Origin of the sequence: Staphylococcus felis (assembly GCF_003012915.1) — a bacterium.
Classification (GTDB): Bacteria; Bacillota; Bacilli; order Staphylococcales; family Staphylococcaceae; genus Staphylococcus; species Staphylococcus felis.
In genome coordinates this window covers 2,408,930-2,430,368 of the sequence record NZ_CP027770.1, presented here as the reverse complement: position 1 = coordinate 2,430,368, position 21,439 = coordinate 2,408,930, and the positions used below count along the sequence as shown (strand labels likewise).

Sequence of the window (21,439 nt, the reverse complement as noted above, 5' to 3'; positions counted from 1 at the left end):
GAGGTCTTTTAAAGTGGAATTAAAGCATATTACGAAACGATATGGACAGAATACTGTAATAGATAATATCGATTTTTCATTTAACGATAGCAAAATTGTCGGCTTAATTGGTAAAAATGGTGTTGGTAAGACAACTTTAATGAAAATGATGAATGGCAACATTATTAATTATTCAGGTGATGTTCAAGTGGCTAAAGAAGACCATATTGGTTACTTAATTGAACATCCCAAATTATACGATAATAAATCAGGACTGTATAACTTAAAACTATTTGCTCAAGTATTAGGAAAAGGCTTTGATAAAGAGTATACCGATAATATTATCCGAGCGTTTGGTATGGAGACGTATATTAAGAAAAAAGTTAAAAAGTATTCGATGGGGATGAAACAGAAACTGGCAATTGCTGTTTCATTAATGAATAAACCTAAATACTTAATACTTGATGAGCCAACAAATGGTATGGATCCAGATGGTTCGATAGATGTTTTGAAAACCATTGAAAACCTTGTGAAAGAGTTAGATATGAAAATACTAATCTCCAGTCATAAATTAGAAGATATTGAGCTTATCTGTGATAGAGCGGTCTTTTTAAGAGATGGCCACTTTGTTCAAGATGTAAATATGGGGGAAGGTCAAGTATCTGATCAAACCATCATTACTGTCGACGCTTCCGATTATAAAGTTGCCCTAGACTATCTCACTGATCAATTTAAAGTCATTCAATCTCAAAAAGAAGTTGGCGAAATTATCATAAGTGCACAACAAAATTATCAATCCGTGTTAAAGGGATTATCTGATATTCAAATTTATCCTCAGTATATTGAGACAAGGAAAGCATCATTGCGAGATACGTATTTCAATATTAACCAAAGAGGTGAAGCATAATGAATAGCCTACAATTATTAAAATATGACATGATAAGCATTTTTAGAAGTCCTTTAACTTATATTGCAGTGATATTAGGTATTTTACCTATTGGTGTTACTGTAGGGATTATGGTCGCTAATCATAGAGATGTAGATGTCTATACGATGTTTAATGTGGCAAAATGGTTTTTTTCATTAATTGGTTTACTTTTTGTCATTAAAACCATCACTCGTGATAGTGGGCAAGGGACGATTCAATTGTATTTGAACAACATACGGAGTCGCATAGGATATTTTATTACAAAGTTTCTTTCGATTATTTGTATCGCACTTTTAACAGCGTTTATTGTTTTAGCTGTTACGTATGTCATTCAGTGGACAACAAGTGGGACAGACTTAGATGTAGAGAATATAGGTGAGCTCATAGTATTCTATTTAATTTTGTTTCTAGTGTATGGTTTATTATTATTTTTGATTAATTTATTCGTTCAAAAGCCATCATTAGTTTTCACTTTAGGTATATTGTTACTTTTAATTTTGCCTGTTGTGAAACCTTTTATACCGCTTATTCCAGAAATTGGTGATAACATTCAAAAATCATTGAAATATATACCAATTAGTTATTTAAGTGATAAAACATTAGAAGGTGGATTAACATTTACAAATTGGCAATGGTTTATTAATATTGCATCGATTGTTGTTTTAACTATTGTAAACCTCTTTTCAATCACTAAGAAAGATATTTAATATATGAAACCGAAGCATTAAATTGTGACGTGTCTCTAATTGTTGAGAAATAATTTCAACTTTTAAGAGGGCAGAACAAGAGTGCTTCGGTTTTTTATATTTTTAAAGAGGATACAAGTGAAATTAAAAAGAAAACGTTTACAAAAGCGAGTATTTATTTTAGAATACTTGTATACAAGTTGAGGTGAATACATGGATTATCCAAAGGAATGGCAAGTTCATTTGTCAAAAGGAGAGCGTATTGCTGCTGTACTACGACTTAATATCATTAATGGCGAAATGGATCAGCATCGACTGATTACTGAAAATCAAATTGCAGATCGATTCAAAGTGAGTCGTTCTCCTGTGAGAGATGCTTTTAAAATTTTAAGCCAAGAACGTTTAATACGATTAGAAAGAATGGGAGCAGAGATTATCCCTTTCAATGAAGAAAAAAGGCAAGAGTTATCAGATATCCGATTAATGATTGAAGCATTTGCTTTTACAAAAATAGTTGAGCGAAATGATATTGATATGATTATAAAAAATATGCTTCAATCTTTAGAAATAATGCGTGTAAGTGTTCAATTTGAAGATGCAACACGTTTTGCGACAGAAGACCTCAGATTTCATGAGGTGATGGTTGAAGCATGTGAACATAGTTATCTTATGCATATTTGGCAACAGATGAAACCGATAATGCTTTGCTTAATTTATATTAGTATGAAAGAACGAATGGAGACAAACCGATCCGATTTTGAACGGATTCTTGATAATCATCAACAATTTATTGAAGCTATAAAAGCTAAAGATAGACATCAAATGTATGAAGCATTTAAAGCTAACTTTAATGACATCAACAACAATATTGGTGCATTTTGGTCATAATTTTGAAAGGAGATAAAATGATGAAGTATATGATTGGTGTTGATATCGGCACAACGAGCACTAAAGCTGTATTGTATAACGAGGAAGGGAATATGATAGACCAGTCACTGATTGAATATCCTTTACTTACACCAACAGTGGACATTTCAGAAGAAGACCCCGATAAGATTTGTCATGCGGTTCAATCGACCATTAGAAATGTCGTCTTAGCTCAAAATCTTGAAGCGAAACACATTAAGTTTGTTGCCTTCAGTGCACAAATGCACAGTCTCGTCGTCATGAATCATAATCATCAACGACTAACCCACAGCATCACGTGGGCGGATAATCGTGCTCAAGCAGTTGTCGAAAAATTAAAACACACTGATCAAAACATCGCAATTTATCAAAAGACTGGTACACCTATTCATGCGATGTCACCATTAAGTAAAATGATGTGGCTCAAAGAAGAAGAAACAGAGTTATTTCAAAAGGCAGCTCAATTTGTAGATATTAAGTCTTATATTTTATATCAGTTAACGGGACAGTGGGTCATGGATTGGTCAATAGCATCAGCGACTGGTCTCATGAATTTGAAAACGAAAAAGTGGGATCAAGATATATTAAGACTATTAGAACTGGATGAATCACAGTTACCTCAACTCGTACCCACAACAACTCGACTGGAATTTAAAGATCAGCAAGTTGCAGAATCACTAGGACTGTCGAAAAATGTACCAATTGTAGTGGGAGCGAGTGACGGCGTTTTATCAAATTTAGGTGTGAACCGATTTAGAAAAGGTGAGGTTGCGCTTACCATTGGAACATCTGGTGCAATTCGTACGGTAGTTGATAAGCCTCTAATTGATCCTGAAGGTCGTACATTTTGTTATGTATTAGATGAAACACACTATGTCATTGGTGGTCCAGTTAATAATGGGGCAGTCGTTTTAAGATGGTTAAGAGATGAACTTTTAGCTGATGAAGTTGAAGTTGCAAAGCGTCTAGGGATTGATAGTTATCATTTAATATCTAAAATAGCTGAAAGGGTTGAACCAGGGGCAAAAGGGTTGCTGTTTCATCCTTATCTAACAGGTGAGCGTGCGCCATTATGGACATCTGATGCGAGAGGTTCATTTATTGGATTGACATTAGCACATCGTAAAGAGCATATGATACGTGCAGTCTTAGAGGGGGTTGTGTTTAATTTATATAGTGTATTTATGGCGTTAAGTGAAATCATAGGAGGTACGCCTTACAAAATTAGCGCAACTGGCGGATTTTCAAAGAGTGCCGTTTGGCGTCAAATAGTTTCTGATGTCTTTAATTGCCATGTTGATATTCCAACTCATAATGAGAGCTCTTGTTTAGGAGCATGTATTATCGGTTTAAAAGCAATGGGTGAAATCGAAAATTATGACATTGTTGAAAAATGGATAACATCAACGCATGTGCACAGTCCAAACTTAGCTTATCACGAAGTTTATCAACAATTGATGCCTATTTTTAATGATATCTCATTATCATTATCTGAAACTTATCGAAATCTTGCACAGTTTCAACGAAAAAATAATTTAAAGTAAAAGAGGGAAGCGTATGTTTGAAGCGTTATGGCCATTATTCAGTGTTGTGATTGGTATTGTATTTTTATTAATATTGATCATTTATTTAAAATTGAATACATTTATCTCATTGATTTTAACTGCAATATGTACTGGTATCTTACTAGGTATGCCATTAGATAAAATTATTGGCACGATTGAAACAGGCATGGGAAATACATTAGGACATATCGCACTGATTTTTGGTTTAGGTGCAATGTTAGGAAAACTTTTAGCAGATGGTGGTGGTGCAACTCAAATTGCAGACACACTCATTGATCGATTTGGTAGGCGCTACGTTCAATGGGCGATGGTCATTGCGTCATTTATTGTCGGAATAGCATTATTCTTTGAAGTGGGATTAGTTTTGTTGATTCCTCTAGTATTTACAATTGCTAAACGAATGCAAATGTCGCAGCTTAAAATTGGATTGCCTATGGTAACAGCATTATCTGTAACACATGGTTTTTTACCACCTCACCCTGGTCCTGTTGTTATCGCGCAATCTTTAAATGCTGACATAGGTCAAGTGTTGTTATATGGTTTTATTGTAGCTATTCCTGTCACAATTATTGCAGGACCATTATTTGTCAAAATCGCACCCCATTTATCAGGGACTGCATTTCACAAAGAAGGTAATATCTCTTCTTTAGGTGCTACAAAAACGTTTCAAAAGTCAGAGTTACCAAGTTTTAGATTAAGTGTCTTCACAGCTTTATTACCAGTTATATTAATGTTAGTTGCAACAATATGGCAGTTGGTTACGGGGCATCAAAAAGAAGCGACTGATTTTATTGAGCGTATTGTTTATTTTATAGGTACAGCTGGAACTGCTATGCTCATTGCGGTGCTATTTGCAATTTATAGTATGGGGTTACATTTAAATAGAAGTATGTCTGATATTATGGAAAGTGTGACAAAAGCGATTACGCCAATTGGCATGATGCTACTCATAATCGGAGGTGGCGGTGCTTTTAAACAAGTACTTATCGATGGTGGGGTTGGTAAAACAGTCGAACATTTCTTCGTCGGGTCTGAATTATCGCCATTATTTCTTGCGTGGCTTGTCGCAGCGGTATTACGCTTAGCTTTGGGATCTGCAACAGTTGCAGCTATTTCGACAACAGGTATAGTTTTGCCGTTACTGCAAACGAGTGATGTTAATACGGCACTTGTAGTATTAGCTATCGGAGCGGGAAGTGTTTTTTGCTCTCACGTTAACGACGCAGGATTTTGGATGTTTAAAGAATACTTTGGATTATCGGTTAAAGAAACCTTTTTAACTTGGTCTATGGTTGAAACGATTATTTCTGTGAGTGGACTCATTTTTGTTTATATTCTTAGTTTAATCGTTTAGAGTATGAATAGACGTTATCGCATCAAACAAACATTCATCTACATAGCTTATCAATAATCATCAGTAAAGCATAGCTATAAAGCAATCTAACAGCAAAGATTACTTTATAGCTATTTTATATAGAAGCTGTTGTTTAGCTTAATACGTAAAATTGAAGTGCTAAGATGTGAGGCGATTAAGGATAGAATGATAAACATAAAGCCAAAATTGTGAATCAGTTAAATAACGATTGCGAATCATTTGATGCACTTCTTTCTGCTTATCATCAAATAGCGGATCCTTCTTATCAGGAAGATGTTTAGAGCGAATATCGTCTACAAAATTCTGGACTTCTTTTGCGCGAGGACCCCAAACCGCTTTTTGCTCAAATTGATCATTCAAAAATACGAAAATAGGAATGGAACGAGATTTGCCATTCGTTAAATATTGATCAATAAGATTTGTATCCTCATCTCTGTAAAATACACGTACCTCTAAATCACATTGTTCTGCAATATGCTTTAAAACAGGAATGTTCATCATGGCATCCCCGCACCAGTCTTCACTAATCACAAGTACATATTTATAATTTTTTTGTTTGATTTTTTCGAGTTGAGGTTCATTTTGAGGAGCGACAAACCGTTGATCAATTTCTTTAATGCCTGCTTGATTGGATGTCATATCGTCAATATATTGAGATAATGGTTTAGATTGCTCATAATATGTTTTTAAATTTACCATAATCATCCCTCCTATTTTATTTAGATTATAACAGTTCTTCAATGTGAAGAAAATTAAAAAGATTACGACAAATTAAGAATATAACAATTAAAATACAATTCGTTGTTTCATATTCAAATCTTTATGAAGAATCTATATAATTTATATTATTAAGAAAGGTTATTTTAAGGGGTAAGGGGGGAAAGTATTGGATAAAATAACATATTTAAATGAGTTAGAACATCGCCTTAAGAAGTTGCCAAGTTATCGTATTGACGAAGTGATGACTAAATATGAACAGTATTTTTATGAAGAAGGCGAAAACGGTAAAACAGATAAAGAAATTGTTAAAATGCTTGATAGTCCTAAGAAGGTCGCTAAACAAAGTTATGCAGCATATGCGGTTAAAAATGCAGAAAAAAAGCCTGATTTCGTGCATATTGCAAGAGCTTTAGTAGCAACAATTGGTATGAGCATCATTACGTTGTTCATTATTATGATTCCATTATTTTTTGTCAGCTTGTTTGTGTTAGCAGGTGCATTTATATCGATAGGTATGATTTTAGCACCAGCTATTGTATTGATATCAACGATGTGGGTTGGCGTACAATACTTTTCTTTAAGTAACTTTATTTTTAGTATGTCTTTTTTAGGTTTGGGTATTGTTTTCATTGTTATTATTACTAAAATAGTACTTGTCATTCGATATGCTATCATACGTTATTTAACATGGAATATTAATTTTATTAAAAAAGGAACAGTGAAAGAATGAAAAAATTATTTCTGTTCGGTTTAAGCCTTTTTATCGTTACTTTTATTTTAGGCATGGTCACATGGTTTGGATTTGAAAAAAATAATAATAAAGTCAAAACAATTGAAAAGCAATATGATATAAACAAAATAAATAGACTTATTGTTAATAGCGATACAGCTGATATTAAAGTGACGAAAGGCAATACATTTAAGCTTGTCTACAAAGGAAAAAACAAACTAAATATATCGAATGTGGATCAGACATTACAAATTGCTGAAATGTCTGCAACTTCTAAAAAAATGGTCGATGTCAATCCTTTTGCCAATCATCATGGTACTTTAAAAATTGAAATTCCATCTACTAAACTCAAAGAATTAAAGTTAACTTCGAATGTATCTAACATTGAAGTGAATCATATTAATAGTGTTAATGCCACATTATGGAATGAAAAGCATGGTGAAATAAATATTGATGATAGTCAGTTTAAAAGCACGCAAATAAGCGGATATGAAACCTTTGTTAAAGCGAATAATAGTTCTTTAACAGATAGTGAAGTTAATATAGAAAAAGGCGCCATCGATATTAATAGCACACAAGTAAACAATAGTGTATTTAAAGTGGTTGAAGGTATGATTAACCTAAAAAACATGCCAGCAGAGTGCGTCTTAAAAGCTTCAATCAAAAATGGAGATATATTATTGCACTATAAAGCTCAACCTCATAATATGATGCTCAAATTGAATCCTGAGAATGGTCGCTCTATCATTAAAAATAAAAACATTCAAAATGGCAAAAATGGGGACGGACGTCATAAAATCGAATTGTATACTACAAATGGTGACATTAAAGTTGAATAGAACTTTTGAATCACAATGGAATGAAAAAGGCTGAGACATAAATATCTCAGTAATCGAAAAACTTCGAGATTTTCGTATAAATTCGCGAAAAATCTCGAAATTTTTCTTTTAATGATCTTTATATATAAGGTACTCGTTAATTTAGTTTTATGATGATGAATTAAATGATACGAAAGTGTCTTATTTATTAAAGTATAATAGTGAATGATTATATGTATAAGCGACGTATTGGTGACGAGGCTCCTGAGGGAATAGGACTAGATGAAGACGACAGCTGAGGCTGTACCTCGAAAAGTGAAGGCATATCATAAAAAAGAATCGCTAAGACGTACTTTGATTAAAAATCATCTTAGCGCTATTTATTTTGGGATTGATCTCCCAGCCTGCTTTATGTTTCATGTTAATATATGACAATGAAAATAAGGATTAATGTGATGCGAAGCTAATTGAAGTATCGATATAACCCGAAAATTGTGAGTGTTCTAATGGTGCGCCTAATAACCAATCTTTAAAATGGATACGAATAGGGTCTTGATTTTCACCTAATGCTATCCAAGCTGTCAGAGTATGAGCATCATACATAGATGTGTGGATGGTACCACTCCAACTTTTAAATAATTTACTGTAAATCTGATAACTAGGGTCATTAAAAAGCTTAAAAACGTCAGAACGATTGAGTGTTTTATTAGCAAGTGATGATTCTAAATGTTCTAAACGTGTTTTCGATTCTTGGGTATAATTTCTATTTTCATGCGTAAGCAGTTTAAAATGATTCGTACAAGTTGTATCATATCGAACCTTAGTACCTCGAGGTGTTACTTCAACAATAGCGTGATTGTTTGATTTATCTTTTAAAATATAGCTAAATGAACTTCTGTGAGGCACAGTTTGTAAAAATTGTATCGCTTCTGCAACATCTTTGCATAATTCTAATACAAGACGGCCAATCATATAACAAACAAAGCCATTTGCAGGTTTTTTTCGATGCATAAAATTATAAGCCATCACTAAACCATGTTCATTCATACCATCCATCCGCCCTGTCGTTCGAGACATTGGTCCAATTTGTGCATACCCTCCGTCATTTGGTTGGAACAGTTGATAACGACCATCATAAGTAGCAGGATGATAGTCATAATTACGTACGAGATAATTATCACCTACATACACAGTGCATCCGCTGTCTGGCAAATCAGTAAAGCGGTAATGCGCAAAATTAAGAATAGCTTGACGAGTGGGGATGTTTAGTACCTCTTGTATCCCTCGTATTTCTTCCCATATGGATGGAGCAAATTGTTGAAATATGGTGTGTGTCTCAGAAATGTCGATATCGAATCGAGGTATACGCTTTTTCCATTCGCGTGCTCTATTTTTAAGCATTTGAGTTTGTTGTAGCCATTTTCCGACAGTCACGCCGTAATCATAATGGTTACCTCTAAAGGTAAGTATATCTGAAGTAACGTATTGCATTGTATGAACGCTTCCTTTCTGACATCACTTTAAAATAATTTGTTACGATGTTGTAACCTTTCGTTAATGGTAAACAATCATAAAGCTCATTATAATAATAACTACTAAGGTAGGGTTGTTTTATGATAAAGGAGTGGTAAATGTGTGGATTAATACACTTATCAAAACAAAACAATGGTTATATCGTAACTTTATGAACTAATTGCTGTGTTTTTAAAAGAAATTGCCATTACAGAAAAAAGGATTGCTACGGCATAAGGTTTTACTTAAAATGTCGTAGCAATCCTTTTATTCTGTAATATCTTTAACATTTGGTGTGATATAAATAGTCTTGATTTGATGATTTTCATTAACACCGTTATTTTTAAATGTCATCGTAATGAGTGTTTTTTTAGTTTTAAAATAATCAGGATTCTCATATGAGTAGGTGTAAAATATAATCATATTTTGATCATTGAGTGTAGCTCTATGAATAATTTCAAAATTCCATTGCAAACGTTCGTTAGTTTGAACTTGTTGCATACGTTTTTTTAACATTGATAACAATGTAGATTTATTTAATTGTTGTGCTTCGCCTAAATCATTAAAATAGTAAATGACGACGTTATCATCTAACATGTTCTCTATCGTTTTGATATCATGGTTTTTCCAAGAATTTAATAAAGATATGTATGGCATAAAACATACCTCTTTCGTTATTTTGATAATATAAATGTTATCATACTTAACACAATAATTGTATAGTTGTCATGTTAGAAAATGATTATTTAGGGTATATATTTAATGCTATATTAGTTCTATGATATGATACTAATAAAGAAATATTGATTTTAGAGGTGAAATGTTTATGTGTAATTTTATTAAAGGATTTTTTAAATTTGTATTCAGCTTCATACTGATCGTTAGCTTATTATTAGGTGTTGGTGCTGCTGTTTTAGCATATGTTTTCAAAAAAGATTTTGAAGACATTGAAAATAAAACTAAAGAAATCGTTGCTGATATTGAATCGAATAATTAATTTGAATGGGTTGAGACAAGTGCAGTGTCTCAACCCTAAATTTTTAGATGAATTAAAAGTTGGTTGGATTAATTTGATTTTTATGGACATTTGTGATGCTTTAAAATCTAAAATAAAGGTGATTATACGTGTATTTAGATGAAAATATTTTAGTATCCTATCAATTTAGTTCAGGCATAACACATCAACTGAATCAATTGAATCAACAAATCGACAATCAACATTTAAATGATCGATTATCTATTGAGATGATTCGTGATTTCATGGATAAACATGATGAAGCAAGACATATTATGATTGGTGCAAGCAGCGATCAATTAATGATTGAGAGTGCTAGCTATTTTAAAAATCAACTTGAACAGTACTTAAATCATAAAGGGAATGAACCATTTACTGTAAAAATGGTAGTTTGGAAGGAATACAGTAAAAATATGCAAAAGTTTGAACGTGCTTTTGTGGATAATGACCCTGATTTATGGATTGTTTTTTCAAAGCCTTTGAGTTTTAGTCGCTTATTAAAACGCCTATATAGAAATCCGAAATATCAACCTGAAAACACATTTTGTATGAGTAATTTTTGTTCACATCATTTAATGCAATTAATAGGATATAAATATTTTGAAGGGATGAAAGGCATTTCACCAATTGGATTTCAATGGCAAGTGACACAAGGTGATATTGAACTTAAGTCTTCATAGAATGTGGTATTTATTTTAATTTGTTAAAATAGGTTTATCAATAGGTTGGAGGTATTAAATATAATGACAAAAGGATTTATTGGTTCTTATACTAAAAAAGATGGGAAGGGGATTTATCAATTCAATTTAGATGAAGATAAAGGCGTTATCGAAACGTTAGAGACGGGATATGAGATTAATGCTTCTACATATCTAGCACAGTATGAGGATATGTTAATTGCAATTACCAAAAATGATGAACGTGCTGGTTTAGCTACATTTAAAATAAATGATGAAGGTGTTCTTGAAAAAACTGGAGAAGCTTTAGAGTCTTTTAAAGGGTCTGGATGTTACGTTTCAGTATCGCCAGATGGTCAGTACGTATTTGAAGCGGTATATGGAGATGGTATTGCGCGTATTTACGAATTAGATGCGCAAAATCATCAGATTAAAAAGCTCATTAAAGAAGTGTATCATGAGTATGATCATGGTCCAAATGTAGATAGACAAGAACAATCGCATGTTCATTATATGGATGTAACACCCGAACAAAAGTACGTTGTCGCTGTTGATTTAGGAGCAGATTTATTAGTCACTTATCATTATGGTAAAAAAGGGTTAGAAGTTGCACACCGTACATCGTTAGAGCCAGGCGATGGTCCTAGACATATTGAATATCACCAAAATGGTCAATATGCATACGTTGTAAATGAACTTTCCAACACAGTAGTTGTAATGGCCTATGAAGATGGACGATTCAATGCGATTGAAAGACATTTAACAATACCTGAAGATTTTTTACATCCTACAAAGTTAGCTGCTGTACATTTATCAAAAGATCAAAAATATTTATATATAAGTAATCGTGGCCATGATAGTATTGCCATATTTAAGGTATTAGATAATGGGCGTCATTTAGAACTTGTGGATATAGTATCAACACAAGGGGAATTTCCACGGGACTTCAATATTAGTGAATCGGATCGATATTTAGTCGTTGCGCATCAAGAGGGGGATTCAAGAGTGTCAGTTTTTGAACGTGATATCGAAAATGGCACACTGACGTTAAGAGACCAATCACAAGTTGCACCTGAAGGCGTGTGCGTTCAATTTATAAAATAAATGATAAAGAACAGGCTGGGACGTAATATCTCGAAGTTTTCTTATAATGAGATAATTCATTCAATGATACGAAAGTGACTTTTTTAAAGGATTTTAATGTAAAATGACATGTATATCACGTCGTATTGTTGGCGAGACGCCTGAGGAATAGGATGAGCATCGAGACCGGGGCTCGACCCATCCCCTAAGGAAATGCGAGCCAAATAATACGAATGATTGATAAAATAAAAGCATAGAGGTGATTCAATCATGAATCATCTCTACGCTATATTTTGGGATTCTTATACTAATGTTTAAATATTTGTTTGATATATTTAAGTTTTCCTTTATAGGGTGGGAATAAGAGTGCCGATTCAAGCTTTGTCGTTTTAAAAATATACGGCTTCTCATGTGTAAAAGTATCAAACGAATATCTTCCATGATAACGACCTATACCGGACTGTCCAACACCACCAAAAGGCAAATGAGGGTTTGCGAGTTGGAGGATAGTGTCATTAATTGCACCACTACCGAATGACAATTCATTTATAACACGATTTGATACATTTTCGTCTTCGCTAAACAAATATAAAGATAATGGTTTGGGTTGACTGTGAATATAATCGATGGCCTCATCTAGTTGTTGATAAGACATAATAGGTAATAAAGGTCCAAAAATTTCATCTTGCATAATCAAGTCTGTAGATTTGACACAATCGATAATAGTAGGTGCGATGTATCGAGTTTGTGGGTCAGTTTGCCCACCATGTACTATTTGAGATTTATGATTAAGTAAAAGGTTTTCTAACCGTTTAAAATGTTTAGTATTTACAATTCTTCCTAAATCCTCGCTCATTTGAGGATTCTTCCCATAAAATTCGATAATTGTATTTTGAAGAGATTTAATAAAATCTTCGCGTACACTTTCATCAATTAAAATATAGTCTGGAGCGACGCAAGTTTGCCCAGCATTTAAAAATTTTCCAAAACAAATACGTTCACTTGCGACTTTTAAATTTGCAGTTTTATCAATAATGGTAGGAGATTTTCCGCCTAACTCTAAAGTCACAGGAGTTAGATGTTTTGACGCTGCTTCATATACAATCTGGCCCACTCTTTGACTTCCTGTAAAGAAAATATGATCAAATGGCAAAGCAAGTAAAGATTGTAAGACTTCTGCATCACCTTGTACTACTGAAATATAATGGCTAGGAAACGTGTTATGAATCATTTTTTCAATGACGTCACTCACGTGTGGTGTGAGTTCAGAAGGTTTAAGTATGGCAGTGTTTCCAGCAGCAATTGCACCAATTAAAGGTTCAAAAATGAGTTGAAATGGATAATTAAAGGGTCCTACTATTAAAACGGTGCCTAAAGGTTCTTTAATCATAAAGCTTTTAGCAGGAAATAAGAAAAAAGGGGTATCAACAGCTTTCTTTTTAGCCCACTTTGATACTTTTTGTCTAGCTTGTTTAATGCTGTGAAGCACAAAGCCGATTTCTGTTGCATATGCTTCAACATCACTTTTTCCAAGATCTTGATTTAAAGCGTCTATCAACTCAGCTTGATGTTGTTTGATTGTTTTGGCTAGTAGTTTTAGTTGCTTTTTACGAAATTTGATTGATTTCGTTTCTTGAGATTTGAAGTATGTTTGAGATTGATTAAACAATGTTTGGTATTCGTTCATTCTGGATTTCCTTTCTATCATTAATGAAAAGCGAGACGATTGTCCAAAAATAACTAGCTTGAATCAATCAGTCTCGCTCAAATATGAACTGACAGGGTAAAAACATCAATTCACATTATGAAAAGGTATCCTACTTATAGATTAAAGTCCGTTCTACTTAGCTCTTAACGATGCTAATTCTGGATTTTTTTCAAATTGTTTATAAACATACGAACAAGTAGGGATAATTTTTAAATTTTCGTTTTGTGCTTTTTCTATAACTTTATCAAATAACTGTTTCGCGATGCCTTCACCTCTTAAAGAGGGGTCTACAAACGTGTGATTAACATCTATCGTATTCACATCGCGGTACGTAAAAGTGATTTCTGCAATTGGCTGATTTGCATTATCTCCAATATAAAAATGATTTGAACCTTCATGAATGTTACGTGTCATGATTATCACTTCCTTTAAATTTAAGGGTTTTGAATTATGAAAGGACTTCAGTGATTGGTGGAACGATTTGCTTTTTACGTGAAACGACATTTGGTAAGAAAGCAGTGTTGTTTTCTAATGTTGTATTAAAAGCTTGCCCGATTTTATCTTTATCTGAACCAGCGACTAAGATTTTAGAATCACTGTTTAAAATGTCAGTAATGACAAGGACAAATGTGTCATAACCTTCTTCTGCGATTGCTTTGTTCATTTCATTTTCTAATGCGTCTTGACGAGCAATAACTTCATCGATGTCCACTGTGTTAACTTGTGCGATTCGAACTGTATGCTCACCCATATTAAATGATTTAGCGTCAGTTTCTAATAGTTGTTTTTCTGATTTGTTAGTTGTTGAAGCGCCTGCTTTTAGCATTGCTAGACCATACTCTTCTACGTCAACACCCGCAATTTCAGCTAAAGCTTTAGCCGCTTTAACATCTTGTTCAGTACATGTTGGGGATTTGAATAAAAGACTGTCTGAAATAATTGCAGACAACATTAAACCGGCAATATGCTTTTTGATTTCGTAATTACGTTCATTGTACATTTTAAATAAAATAGTAGCTGTACAACCAACTGGTTCAGAACGATAATAGAGTGGCCCAGCTGTTTCAAAGTTAGCGATACGGTGGTGATCGATAACATGTTTAATTGTTGCATTTTCAATAGTATCAGCACTTTGTTGGAATTCGTTATGATCGACTAGAATTACGGTTTGGTTTGATAAATCATCTGTTAATAGCTCAGGTTTTTCGACTTTGAAATAATCTAACGCATATTGCGTTTCAGGTCCTACTTCACCTAAACGGAAGGCTTTTGCTTCCTTGTTTCCATGTAATTGTTCGAAATCAGCCATGATGATAGCTGATGATATTGCATCTGTATCTGGATTTTTATGACCGAAAATATATGTTGACATTATAAAATCTCCTTATTTTTAAAGTTATACTGAATTCTATTTTATCACGTCTTTTGAGGTTTATTCTACCTCTGCGCCTAATGTATTTTTAAAATGTGTGAGTGCCCACTCATGACCGGTTAAATCAAAAGAGGCGACCCCGTTTTTAGGTATGATTAATTGATAATCTAAATTATATGCACTTGTTGCTGTGTGAAGTACACAAATATCAGTACATACCCCTAAAATTTCAAGGGTATCAATTTGTCTTTCACGTAACAGACTATCTAAAGGTGTACCAAAAAAAGAATCGAAGCGTCTTTTATCTAAAAAGAAAATATGTGATTTATGTTTAATTTCTTCATACTTCTTTCCAACTTCTCCGTATAAATCGCGACCTTTACTATGCTCGATATTATGTGGTGGGAAAGTTTTAGACTCTGGATGATATGGATCATTTTCAAAGTGTAAATCCATCATAAAAAATATAGGACTATTCGCTTCGTCATATGATTGAATTCGATTGAGTATAAATGGCTCTATAGCTTGAGCAGGTTCTCCACATGTGAGCTTTCCATCAGTTGCTACGAAATCATATGAATAGTCGACGATAATTAAAGCTTTTTTGACCATAATTGTCCTCCTAAAAATATGGAATTAAGTAGTTTAATGCAATATTATTAATAGTATAACCTAAAATAGGGAGGTTTCTACATTTAAATGATGAAATTATGGAATTTATTAATACAAGTTAAAGACGTGATTTGGGATACGTTAAAAATTCAACACGCATTGAATAAAGGAAAGCGTGAGCCTATATCCATCTATATCCCTAAAGGCACTTATTACATTGGAAAAGCATTAAAAATATATGAAGGTACTACACTAATTTTAGATAAAGAAGCCATCTTTCTTAGGAAAAGTAGAGATGCATTAATCAAAAATGGATCGAGTTTAAAAAAATATTATAGGTATAGTGGGAATGGCCACATTAAAATTAAGGGTGGCACATTTGATATGAATGGGAACGACTACCCTTACAATAATACGGCAATGTGTTTGGGTCACGCGCAACATATCGAGATTGATTCGGTTACGATCAAAAATGTGGTGGGAGGTCATGGAATTGATGCATGTGGTTTAAATCATGTTCATATTCATCACTGTCAGTTTTTAGGTTTTTACGATATCAATGGTGACCGATCGTTTTCAGAAGCAATTCAGCTCGATTTATTCGTGAAAGGCGCTTTTCCAAAGTTCGGCGCTAATGATGGAACAATCACTAAAAATATTTTAATTGAACATTGCTACTTTGGAAGTTCAAACGAAGGGAAAATGCATGCATGGAATCGTGCGATAGGGTCACATGCAAGTCGTCTTGATGCCTTTTATGAAAACGTTGTTATCCAACATAATGTTTTTGAAAATACCAAAGACTATGCATTAACACCTCTAAAGGGAATAAATATGATGATATATGATAATGTATTTATCAATTGCGCTGGAGGGATACGCTATTTAGGTGTGTATAAAGGGAAAAATATGCATAGTCTAGATGGCCAAAAATCGGGGAAACAAGGTGGTCAAGTATTAGATGTATTAAATAATACATTTGTAAACTGTCGTAAACTTAATACAATACACATACGAAGTCATAAACAAGCACCGCATCAAAATGTAAGCATCATCAACAATTCATTTTTAAAAGAATGTAATGCGATTCAGTTAACTGCTATTAGGGGACTCACTGTTGTGCAGAATAACTTGTTACCACCTCTACAGATGTTACACGTCAAAGACCAACAAATTGCTTTAAATGAGTGACAATTCAATATATAAATCAAAAGAGATGAGTGTAGCTAACCATTAATTGGGTTGACTAGACTCATCTCTTATTACACATATCAATCAATAAAAATTTAGCTATTAGTTAAAGCGACCGAGAAGTGTTGTTTGAAAATCTAAAGTATCAAGAATGGTACAAACTTTTTGTAAGGTGTGGTCATCTATAGACTCAGCTTGTACAAAAAATCGATATCTTCCTAATTTTGTTTTGAGCGGTCGAGAGGCGACCCATTTTAAATTAATATCAAATAAATAGAAGGTATTAAGGATACTAGCCAATATCCCAGGTTTATCATATGTAGGCGTGATAATCATTAAACATTCTTTACCAGTTAGTTGTGTAATGTTTGTATTGTTCTTTAAAACTAGAAACCGAGTCATATTATTAGGTGAATCTTCTATATGCGTTTCTAATGCTTTATAACCGTACAATTCACCACTTCCTAGAGGTGCGATAGCCGCGGAATGCCTATTAATATAGGATAACGCAGCAATCGTACTTGTTGTGTTGGTGATATTGAAATGATGACGACGTATAAATTGTTGAGCCTGGCTAATTGCGGGGTCAATAGAATAAACATGAGTAATATGATCTACTGTTTGTGAATGTTCTCCGTAAAGAGCTAATTGAACTTTTAACGTGACTTCATCGATGACACATAATTTTTGATGCACAAGTGTGTCAGCAACGATGTTAATTGTGCCCTCAATCGCATTTTCAATCGGAACAATTGCTAAAGCATCCTCTTTATGATTTAATGCCATAATGACTTCATATAGACTTTCTTTAGATACAAGTTTCAAATTTTTGGTATATTGTGACTGTTGAATATAGTTTTGAGCAGCTAAATATGAGAAAGTGCCTTTTGGGCCGAGATAATACAAATGCATGGGCATCCTCCTAACAGTTTTTTATCATTTTACACTATGTTAATGAAATGGACACCCTGAATGTGATTGTTCTTTGTAAAAAAAGTTAGGTTCACGAATGGTATTGTCATAACCATGATGGTAATTAGGTGTTAGACTTGGTGATAAAGGTGGTGCAAGCCATGACCACTTTCCAGTAACCGAACGATTGTTGATTCGCTCATTTTTTTCAAATTGTTCAAATTGTTTAGATGCTGTTAAGTGATCGACAATGGAAACACCCGCATTTTTGAATGATTGATAGACTGCAGCATTAATCTCAACTAAAACCCGATCTTTATTAAAAGTGCTATTCTTAAGGTTATGAAATCCCATCGCTTCTGCAAACTGTGGAAGAAAGTTATACCGATACGTATCTGTAAAGTTACGTACTGCAATTTCATTGACCATATACCATCCATTAAATGGCACAGTAGGGTATGTAATGCCTCCAATTTTTAAATCCATATTCGAAATGATGGGAACCGCATACCATTTGTAGCCAAGTTTCTCAACATTTGGATAATGTGCATGTGTAATGTCAACCTCTTTTATGAGGTCTTTAGGATATTCGTAAAACTTCACTTGATGATTTGGCAATTGATAAATCAGTGGTAATACGTCAAAATGAGTCCCTTCACCGCGCCAGCCTAAATGCTCAGCAAGTTGTGTGATTTCACGTTCTGACGGATCACCAGCGTGTTCATATCCCGCATACCGTATGAGTTGATGATTAAAAATTTTAGGTCCTTGCGCTTCAGACTGAGCATATATTGTAATATAAGGTTTAATACGTCCATTGTTTGTTGCATATGATAAATGGTGATTTATCGATTCAATAAACTCATTTTCTTCTTTGATATGTCTTGCATCATTAATTGCTAAACGCTCCCAAAATAAGCGACCTATACATTTATTTGAATTGCGCCAAGCCATTTTGGCACCGTATGTGAGTTCTTCTGTAGTGTGGTAATATGTGCCAGTTGATTCAATTTCTTCTTTGATGACTTTAAGTCTATTTTGGACTTCATGAGTTGGTTTTCCGAGTTCTCCATACATTTGTTCGATAAATAGTCGAGCCTTAGTAAACATTTTTTCACCTCCAATATATTATATGCAATTTTGCATAAACATAGTAATCAAAAAATTAATTGTCATATTTTTGTTGGAGTTATTTTGATAATTAATTTCAACAGAAGTCATTGGATAAATATGATACTATGAATATAACTATAATGCCTAGCTTAATTAAAGGAGAAGAATATGTACCAGTATAATGATGATAGTTTAATGTTGCACAATGATTTATATCAAATCAATATGGCTGAGTCTTATTGGTTTGACAACATTCATGAACGTAAAGCGATATTTGACTTGTATTTTAGAAATATGCCTTTTGGAAGTGGTTATGCTGTTTTTAATGGTTTGCGAAGAGTGATAGATTTTATTCAAAATCTTCACTTTTCTGAATCAGATATTGAGTATTTGCGGTCAATTGGTTATCAAGAGGATTTTTTATCCTATTTAGCCCAATTAAAGTTCACAGGGAATATCCGATCAATGCAAGAAGGTGAATTATGCTTTAATAACGAACCGTTAATTCGTGTTGAAGCGCCGTTAATTCAAGCTCAACTGATTGAAACAGCCTTACTTAACATCGTTAATTTTCAAACATTAATCGCAACGAAAGCGAGTTTAATCAAACAAGTGGCAGTAAATGACACAATCATGGAGTTTGGAACACGTCGTGCACACGAGTTAGATGCGGCTGTTTGGGGCGCACGGGCAGCAATTATTGGTGGCTTTGATTCAACAAGTAATGTGCGCGCTGGTAAATTGTTTGATATTCCAGTGTCCGGAACACATGCACATGCCTTTGTTCAAACATACGGAGATGAATATACTGCGTTCAAAAAATATGCTGAAAGACACCAAAACTGTGTCTTTTTAGTTGATACATTCCACACATTAAAGTCAGGTGTGCCAAATGCTATACGAGTGGCAAAAGAATTAGGAGATAAAATCAACTTTATTGGTATTCGTTTAGATTCAGGTGATATTGCTTATTTATCGAAAGCAGCACGTAAAATGTTAGACGAAGCGGGATTTAAAGACGCGAAAATTATTGCATCAAATGATTTAGACGAACAAACGATTACAAGCCTAAAAGCACAAGGAGCTACTGTCGATGCATGGGGTGTAGGGACGAAATTGATTACAGCTTACCAACAGCCTGCTTTAGGTGCAGTGTATAAGCTAGTGGCAGTAGAAGATGAATCAGGACAACTCATTGATCGAATCAAATTATCCAATAATGCTGAAAAAGTAACAACACCAGGGAAGAAGAAAGTATATCGTATTATTAACACTAAAACAAACAAATCTGAAGGGGACTATATTGCTCTAGATCACGAAGAGCCAGAACTTGAAGAAAAGCTTAAAATGTTCCATCCGATTCATACCTATAAAATGAAATGGATCAAGCATTTCAAAGCTGTTGATCTTCATCGCGATATTTTCGTCAATGGTGAGCTTGTATATGACCTCCCATCTGAAATAGAAGCTAAACATTATCTTCAAAGTAATTTAGGGCTTTTATGGGAGGAAAACAAACGTTATTTAAATCCAGAAGAATATCCAGTAGATTTAAGTACAGCTTGTTGGGAAAATAAACATAAGCGCATATTTGAAGTCGCAGAAAAGATTAAAGAGATGGAGGAAGACCATGACTGACTTACAATCTATAATTGTAAACGAAATGAAAGTACAGCCTCATATTAATAGTGAAACGACAATTAATGAAATTAAAAACTTCATTAAAAATTATGTAAAAAGCCACCGTTTCATTAAGACGTTAGTCCTAGGTATTTCTGGAGGACAAGACTCAACATTAGCTGGAAAAATCGCCCAATTAGCAGTAAATGAACTCAATGAATCAGAGAGTGAGCGGTATGAATTTATCGCAGTGAAGTTACCTTATGGTGTTCAAAAAGATGCAAATGAAGTAGATGATGCAATTCAATTCATTAACCCAGACCGTGTTGTGACAGTAAATATCAAAGCAGCTGTTGATCAAAGTGTTCAATCGCTTAAAGAGGCTGGTATTGAACTTACTGATTTTCAAAAAGGGAATGAAAAAGCAAGAGAACGTATGAAAGTACAATACTCAATTGCTTCCAACACGAGTGGTATTGTCATTGGTACAGATCACTCAGCAGAAAATGTTACGGGCTTTTTTACTAAATATGGAGATGGTGCAGCAGATATTGCGCCACTATTTGGACTTAATAAAAGACAAGGACGTCAATTATTAAAAAGTTTAGGTGCAAGTCCACACCTTTATGAAAAAACACCAACTGCAGATCTTGAAGATTTAAAACCGCAGCTCCCTGATGAAGAAGCATTAGGTGTCTCCTATCAAGCAATTGATGACTACCTTGAAGGGAAGCATGTGGATGCAAAAGATGCAGAGGTCATTGAATCACATTATGTGAGAAATGCACATAAGCGAGAATTAGCATATACACGCTTTACGTGGCCAAAGTAAGAAATTATAATAATGTAGGGACAAAAGTATTTGTGTTTTGAAGGAAGGGGCTCAAAATTTTGACGCGACCGCTTAACACAAGCTA

The 21,439-nt window shown here is 33.8% G+C and carries 22 protein-coding genes; 13 read left to right on the top strand and 9 right to left on the bottom strand.

Annotation, left to right across the window (positions count from 1 at the left end):
* Window positions 1–13: 13 nt before the first annotated feature.
* The 5 genes from pmtC to C7J90_RS11580 all read left to right on the top strand — a co-directional run bounded on the left by pmtC (window position 14) and on the right by C7J90_RS11580 (window position 5,418).
* Window positions 14–886, top strand: coding sequence for a phenol-soluble modulin export ABC transporter ATP-binding protein PmtC (gene pmtC, locus C7J90_RS11600; RefSeq protein ID WP_103207523.1), 873 nt, complete (start codon window positions 14–16; stop codon window positions 884–886).
* Entirely contained in the window at window positions 886–1,614 is a 729-nt protein-coding gene (pmtD, locus tag C7J90_RS11595) for a phenol-soluble modulin export ABC transporter permease subunit PmtD (RefSeq protein WP_103207525.1), read from the top strand. Before pmtC ends, pmtD begins: the two co-directional genes overlap by 1 nt.
* A 192-nt stretch (window positions 1,615–1,806) precedes the next feature.
* Window positions 1,807–2,481 carry a GntR family transcriptional regulator gene (locus C7J90_RS11590; RefSeq protein WP_103207526.1) on the top strand — a complete coding sequence of 225 codons (675 nt, stop codon included), beginning with the start codon at window positions 1,807–1,809 and terminating at the stop codon, window positions 2,479–2,481.
* A gap of 20 nt (window positions 2,482–2,501) precedes the next feature.
* Window positions 2,502–4,043 carry a gluconokinase gene (gntK, locus tag C7J90_RS11585; protein WP_103207528.1) on the top strand — a complete coding sequence of 514 codons (1,542 nt, stop codon included), beginning with the start codon at window positions 2,502–2,504 and terminating at the stop codon, window positions 4,041–4,043.
* Window positions 4,044–4,056: 13 nt separating this feature from the next.
* A complete protein-coding gene (locus C7J90_RS11580; RefSeq protein WP_103207530.1) occupies window positions 4,057–5,418 on the top strand; it encodes a gluconate:H+ symporter in 1,362 nt (453 codons plus the stop codon).
* 159 nt (window positions 5,419–5,577) lie between these two features.
* Here the strand turns inward: C7J90_RS11580 and C7J90_RS11575 are convergent, their stop codons facing one another.
* The gene (locus C7J90_RS11575) at window positions 5,578–6,138 is read right to left on the bottom strand and encodes a thioredoxin family protein (protein WP_103207532.1); all 561 of its coding nucleotides are present in this window, start codon (window positions 6,136–6,138) and stop codon (window positions 5,578–5,580) included.
* 187 nt (window positions 6,139–6,325) lie between these two features.
* Between C7J90_RS11575 and C7J90_RS11570 the strand changes: the two genes are divergently transcribed.
* Together C7J90_RS11570 and C7J90_RS11565 are read left to right on the top strand one after the other, a co-directional pair.
* Window positions 6,326–6,889 carry an HAAS signaling domain-containing protein gene (locus tag C7J90_RS11570; RefSeq protein WP_103207534.1) on the top strand — a complete coding sequence of 188 codons (564 nt, stop codon included), beginning with the start codon at window positions 6,326–6,328 and terminating at the stop codon, window positions 6,887–6,889.
* Window positions 6,886–7,728, top strand: coding sequence for a DUF4097 family beta strand repeat-containing protein (locus C7J90_RS11565; RefSeq protein ID WP_103207536.1), 843 nt, complete (start codon window positions 6,886–6,888; stop codon window positions 7,726–7,728). The genes C7J90_RS11570 and C7J90_RS11565 overlap by 4 nt, the downstream gene beginning before the upstream one ends.
* A gap of 426 nt (window positions 7,729–8,154) precedes the next feature.
* Here the strand turns inward: C7J90_RS11565 and C7J90_RS11560 are convergent, their stop codons facing one another.
* Window positions 8,155–9,198: a C45 family autoproteolytic acyltransferase/hydrolase gene (locus C7J90_RS11560; RefSeq protein WP_103207538.1), complete on the bottom strand. Its 1,044-nt coding sequence runs from the start codon at window positions 9,196–9,198 to the stop codon at window positions 8,155–8,157.
* 288 nt (window positions 9,199–9,486) lie between these two features.
* The gene (locus tag C7J90_RS11555; protein WP_103207540.1) at window positions 9,487–9,876 is read right to left on the bottom strand and encodes a hypothetical protein; all 390 of its coding nucleotides are present in this window, start codon (window positions 9,874–9,876) and stop codon (window positions 9,487–9,489) included.
* Between the two features lie 169 nt (window positions 9,877–10,045).
* Between C7J90_RS11555 and C7J90_RS12030 the strand changes: the two genes are divergently transcribed.
* From C7J90_RS12030 to pglS, 3 genes are all read left to right on the top strand, one after another.
* Entirely contained in the window at window positions 10,046–10,216 is a 171-nt protein-coding gene (locus tag C7J90_RS12030; RefSeq protein ID WP_167389003.1) for a hypothetical protein, read from the top strand.
* 128 nt (window positions 10,217–10,344) lie between these two features.
* Window positions 10,345–10,914: a hypothetical protein gene (locus C7J90_RS11550; RefSeq protein ID WP_103207542.1), complete on the top strand. Its 570-nt coding sequence runs from the start codon at window positions 10,345–10,347 to the stop codon at window positions 10,912–10,914.
* A gap of 63 nt (window positions 10,915–10,977) precedes the next feature.
* The gene (pglS, locus tag C7J90_RS11545; protein ID WP_103207544.1) at window positions 10,978–12,015 is read left to right on the top strand and encodes a 6-phosphogluconolactonase; all 1,038 of its coding nucleotides are present in this window, start codon (window positions 10,978–10,980) and stop codon (window positions 12,013–12,015) included.
* Between the two features lie 286 nt (window positions 12,016–12,301).
* Here pglS and C7J90_RS11540 read toward each other — a convergent pair whose 3' ends face one another.
* The 4 genes from C7J90_RS11540 to C7J90_RS11525 form a co-directional block, all read right to left on the bottom strand.
* Window positions 12,302–13,681 (bottom strand): aldehyde dehydrogenase, encoded by a 1,380-nt coding sequence (locus C7J90_RS11540; RefSeq protein WP_103207546.1) that lies wholly within the window; start codon window positions 13,679–13,681, stop codon window positions 12,302–12,304.
* 153 nt (window positions 13,682–13,834) lie between these two features.
* Entirely contained in the window at window positions 13,835–14,116 is a 282-nt protein-coding gene (locus C7J90_RS11535; protein ID WP_103207548.1) for a GNAT family N-acetyltransferase, read from the bottom strand.
* Between the two features lie 34 nt (window positions 14,117–14,150).
* A complete protein-coding gene (locus tag C7J90_RS11530; RefSeq protein ID WP_174688371.1) occupies window positions 14,151–15,077 on the bottom strand; it encodes a manganese-dependent inorganic pyrophosphatase in 927 nt (308 codons plus the stop codon).
* A 57-nt stretch (window positions 15,078–15,134) separates the two neighbouring features.
* Window positions 15,135–15,686: a cysteine hydrolase family protein gene (locus tag C7J90_RS11525; RefSeq protein WP_103207551.1), complete on the bottom strand. Its 552-nt coding sequence runs from the start codon at window positions 15,684–15,686 to the stop codon at window positions 15,135–15,137.
* 87 nt (window positions 15,687–15,773) lie between these two features.
* Here C7J90_RS11525 and C7J90_RS11520 point away from each other — a divergent pair, with 87 nt between their 5' ends.
* Window positions 15,774–16,877 carry a glycosyl hydrolase family 28-related protein gene (locus tag C7J90_RS11520; protein WP_416060869.1) on the top strand — a complete coding sequence of 368 codons (1,104 nt, stop codon included), beginning with the start codon at window positions 15,774–15,776 and terminating at the stop codon, window positions 16,875–16,877.
* A gap of 102 nt (window positions 16,878–16,979) precedes the next feature.
* On the opposite strand, the gene C7J90_RS11515 is transcribed toward C7J90_RS11520, so the two are convergent.
* Both C7J90_RS11515 and C7J90_RS11510 read right to left on the bottom strand, forming a co-directional pair.
* Window positions 16,980–17,789 carry a prephenate dehydratase gene (locus C7J90_RS11515; protein ID WP_103207553.1) on the bottom strand — a complete coding sequence of 270 codons (810 nt, stop codon included), beginning with the start codon at window positions 17,787–17,789 and terminating at the stop codon, window positions 16,980–16,982.
* 39 nt (window positions 17,790–17,828) lie between these two features.
* Entirely contained in the window at window positions 17,829–18,899 is a 1,071-nt protein-coding gene (locus C7J90_RS11510) for a nitric oxide synthase oxygenase (RefSeq protein WP_103207555.1), read from the bottom strand.
* Window positions 18,900–19,070: 171 nt separating this feature from the next.
* On the opposite strand from C7J90_RS11510, the gene C7J90_RS11505 reads away from it, so the two are divergent.
* Together C7J90_RS11505 and nadE are read left to right on the top strand one after the other, a co-directional pair.
* Window positions 19,071–20,540, top strand: a complete 1,470-nt coding sequence (locus C7J90_RS11505) for a nicotinate phosphoribosyltransferase (protein ID WP_103207557.1) — start codon at window positions 19,071–19,073, stop codon at window positions 20,538–20,540.
* Window positions 20,533–21,354, top strand: a complete 822-nt coding sequence (nadE, locus tag C7J90_RS11500; protein WP_103207559.1) for an NAD(+) synthase — start codon at window positions 20,533–20,535, stop codon at window positions 21,352–21,354. Before C7J90_RS11505 ends, nadE begins: the two co-directional genes overlap by 8 nt.
* The last annotated feature ends 85 nt before the right edge of the window (window positions 21,355–21,439 follow it).

Coding starts and splice junctions, on each gene's coding strand:
- pmtD (WP_103207525.1), top strand. CDS start 886: ATGAATAGCCTACAATTATTAAAATATGACATGATAAGCATTTTTAGA.
- C7J90_RS11590 (WP_103207526.1), top strand. CDS start 1,807: ATGGATTATCCAAAGGAATGGCAAGTTCATTTGTCAAAAGGAGAGCGT.
- gntK (WP_103207528.1), top strand. CDS start 2,502: ATGAAGTATATGATTGGTGTTGATATCGGCACAACGAGCACTAAAGCT.
- C7J90_RS11580 (WP_103207530.1), top strand. CDS start 4,057: ATGTTTGAAGCGTTATGGCCATTATTCAGTGTTGTGATTGGTATTGTA.
- C7J90_RS11575 (WP_103207532.1), bottom strand. CDS start 6,138: ATGGTAAATTTAAAAACATATTATGAGCAATCTAAACCATTATCTCAA.
- C7J90_RS11565 (WP_103207536.1), top strand. CDS start 6,886: ATGAAAAAATTATTTCTGTTCGGTTTAAGCCTTTTTATCGTTACTTTT.
- C7J90_RS11560 (WP_103207538.1), bottom strand. CDS start 9,198: ATGCAATACGTTACTTCAGATATACTTACCTTTAGAGGTAACCATTAT.
- C7J90_RS11555 (WP_103207540.1), bottom strand. CDS start 9,876: ATGCCATACATATCTTTATTAAATTCTTGGAAAAACCATGATATCAAA.
- C7J90_RS12030 (WP_167389003.1), top strand. CDS start 10,046: ATGTGTAATTTTATTAAAGGATTTTTTAAATTTGTATTCAGCTTCATA.
- pglS (WP_103207544.1), top strand. CDS start 10,978: ATGACAAAAGGATTTATTGGTTCTTATACTAAAAAAGATGGGAAGGGG.
- C7J90_RS11540 (WP_103207546.1), bottom strand. CDS start 13,681: ATGAACGAATACCAAACATTGTTTAATCAATCTCAAACATACTTCAAA.
- C7J90_RS11535 (WP_103207548.1), bottom strand. CDS start 14,116: ATGACACGTAACATTCATGAAGGTTCAAATCATTTTTATATTGGAGAT.
- C7J90_RS11525 (WP_103207551.1), bottom strand. CDS start 15,686: ATGGTCAAAAAAGCTTTAATTATCGTCGACTATTCATATGATTTCGTA.
- C7J90_RS11520 (WP_416060869.1), top strand. CDS start 15,774: ATGATGAAATTATGGAATTTATTAATACAAGTTAAAGACGTGATTTGG.
- C7J90_RS11515 (WP_103207553.1), bottom strand. CDS start 17,789: ATGCATTTGTATTATCTCGGCCCAAAAGGCACTTTCTCATATTTAGCT.
- C7J90_RS11510 (WP_103207555.1), bottom strand. CDS start 18,899: ATGTTTACTAAGGCTCGACTATTTATCGAACAAATGTATGGAGAACTC.
- C7J90_RS11505 (WP_103207557.1), top strand. CDS start 19,071: ATGTACCAGTATAATGATGATAGTTTAATGTTGCACAATGATTTATAT.
- nadE (WP_103207559.1), top strand. CDS start 20,533: ATGACTGACTTACAATCTATAATTGTAAACGAAATGAAAGTACAGCCT.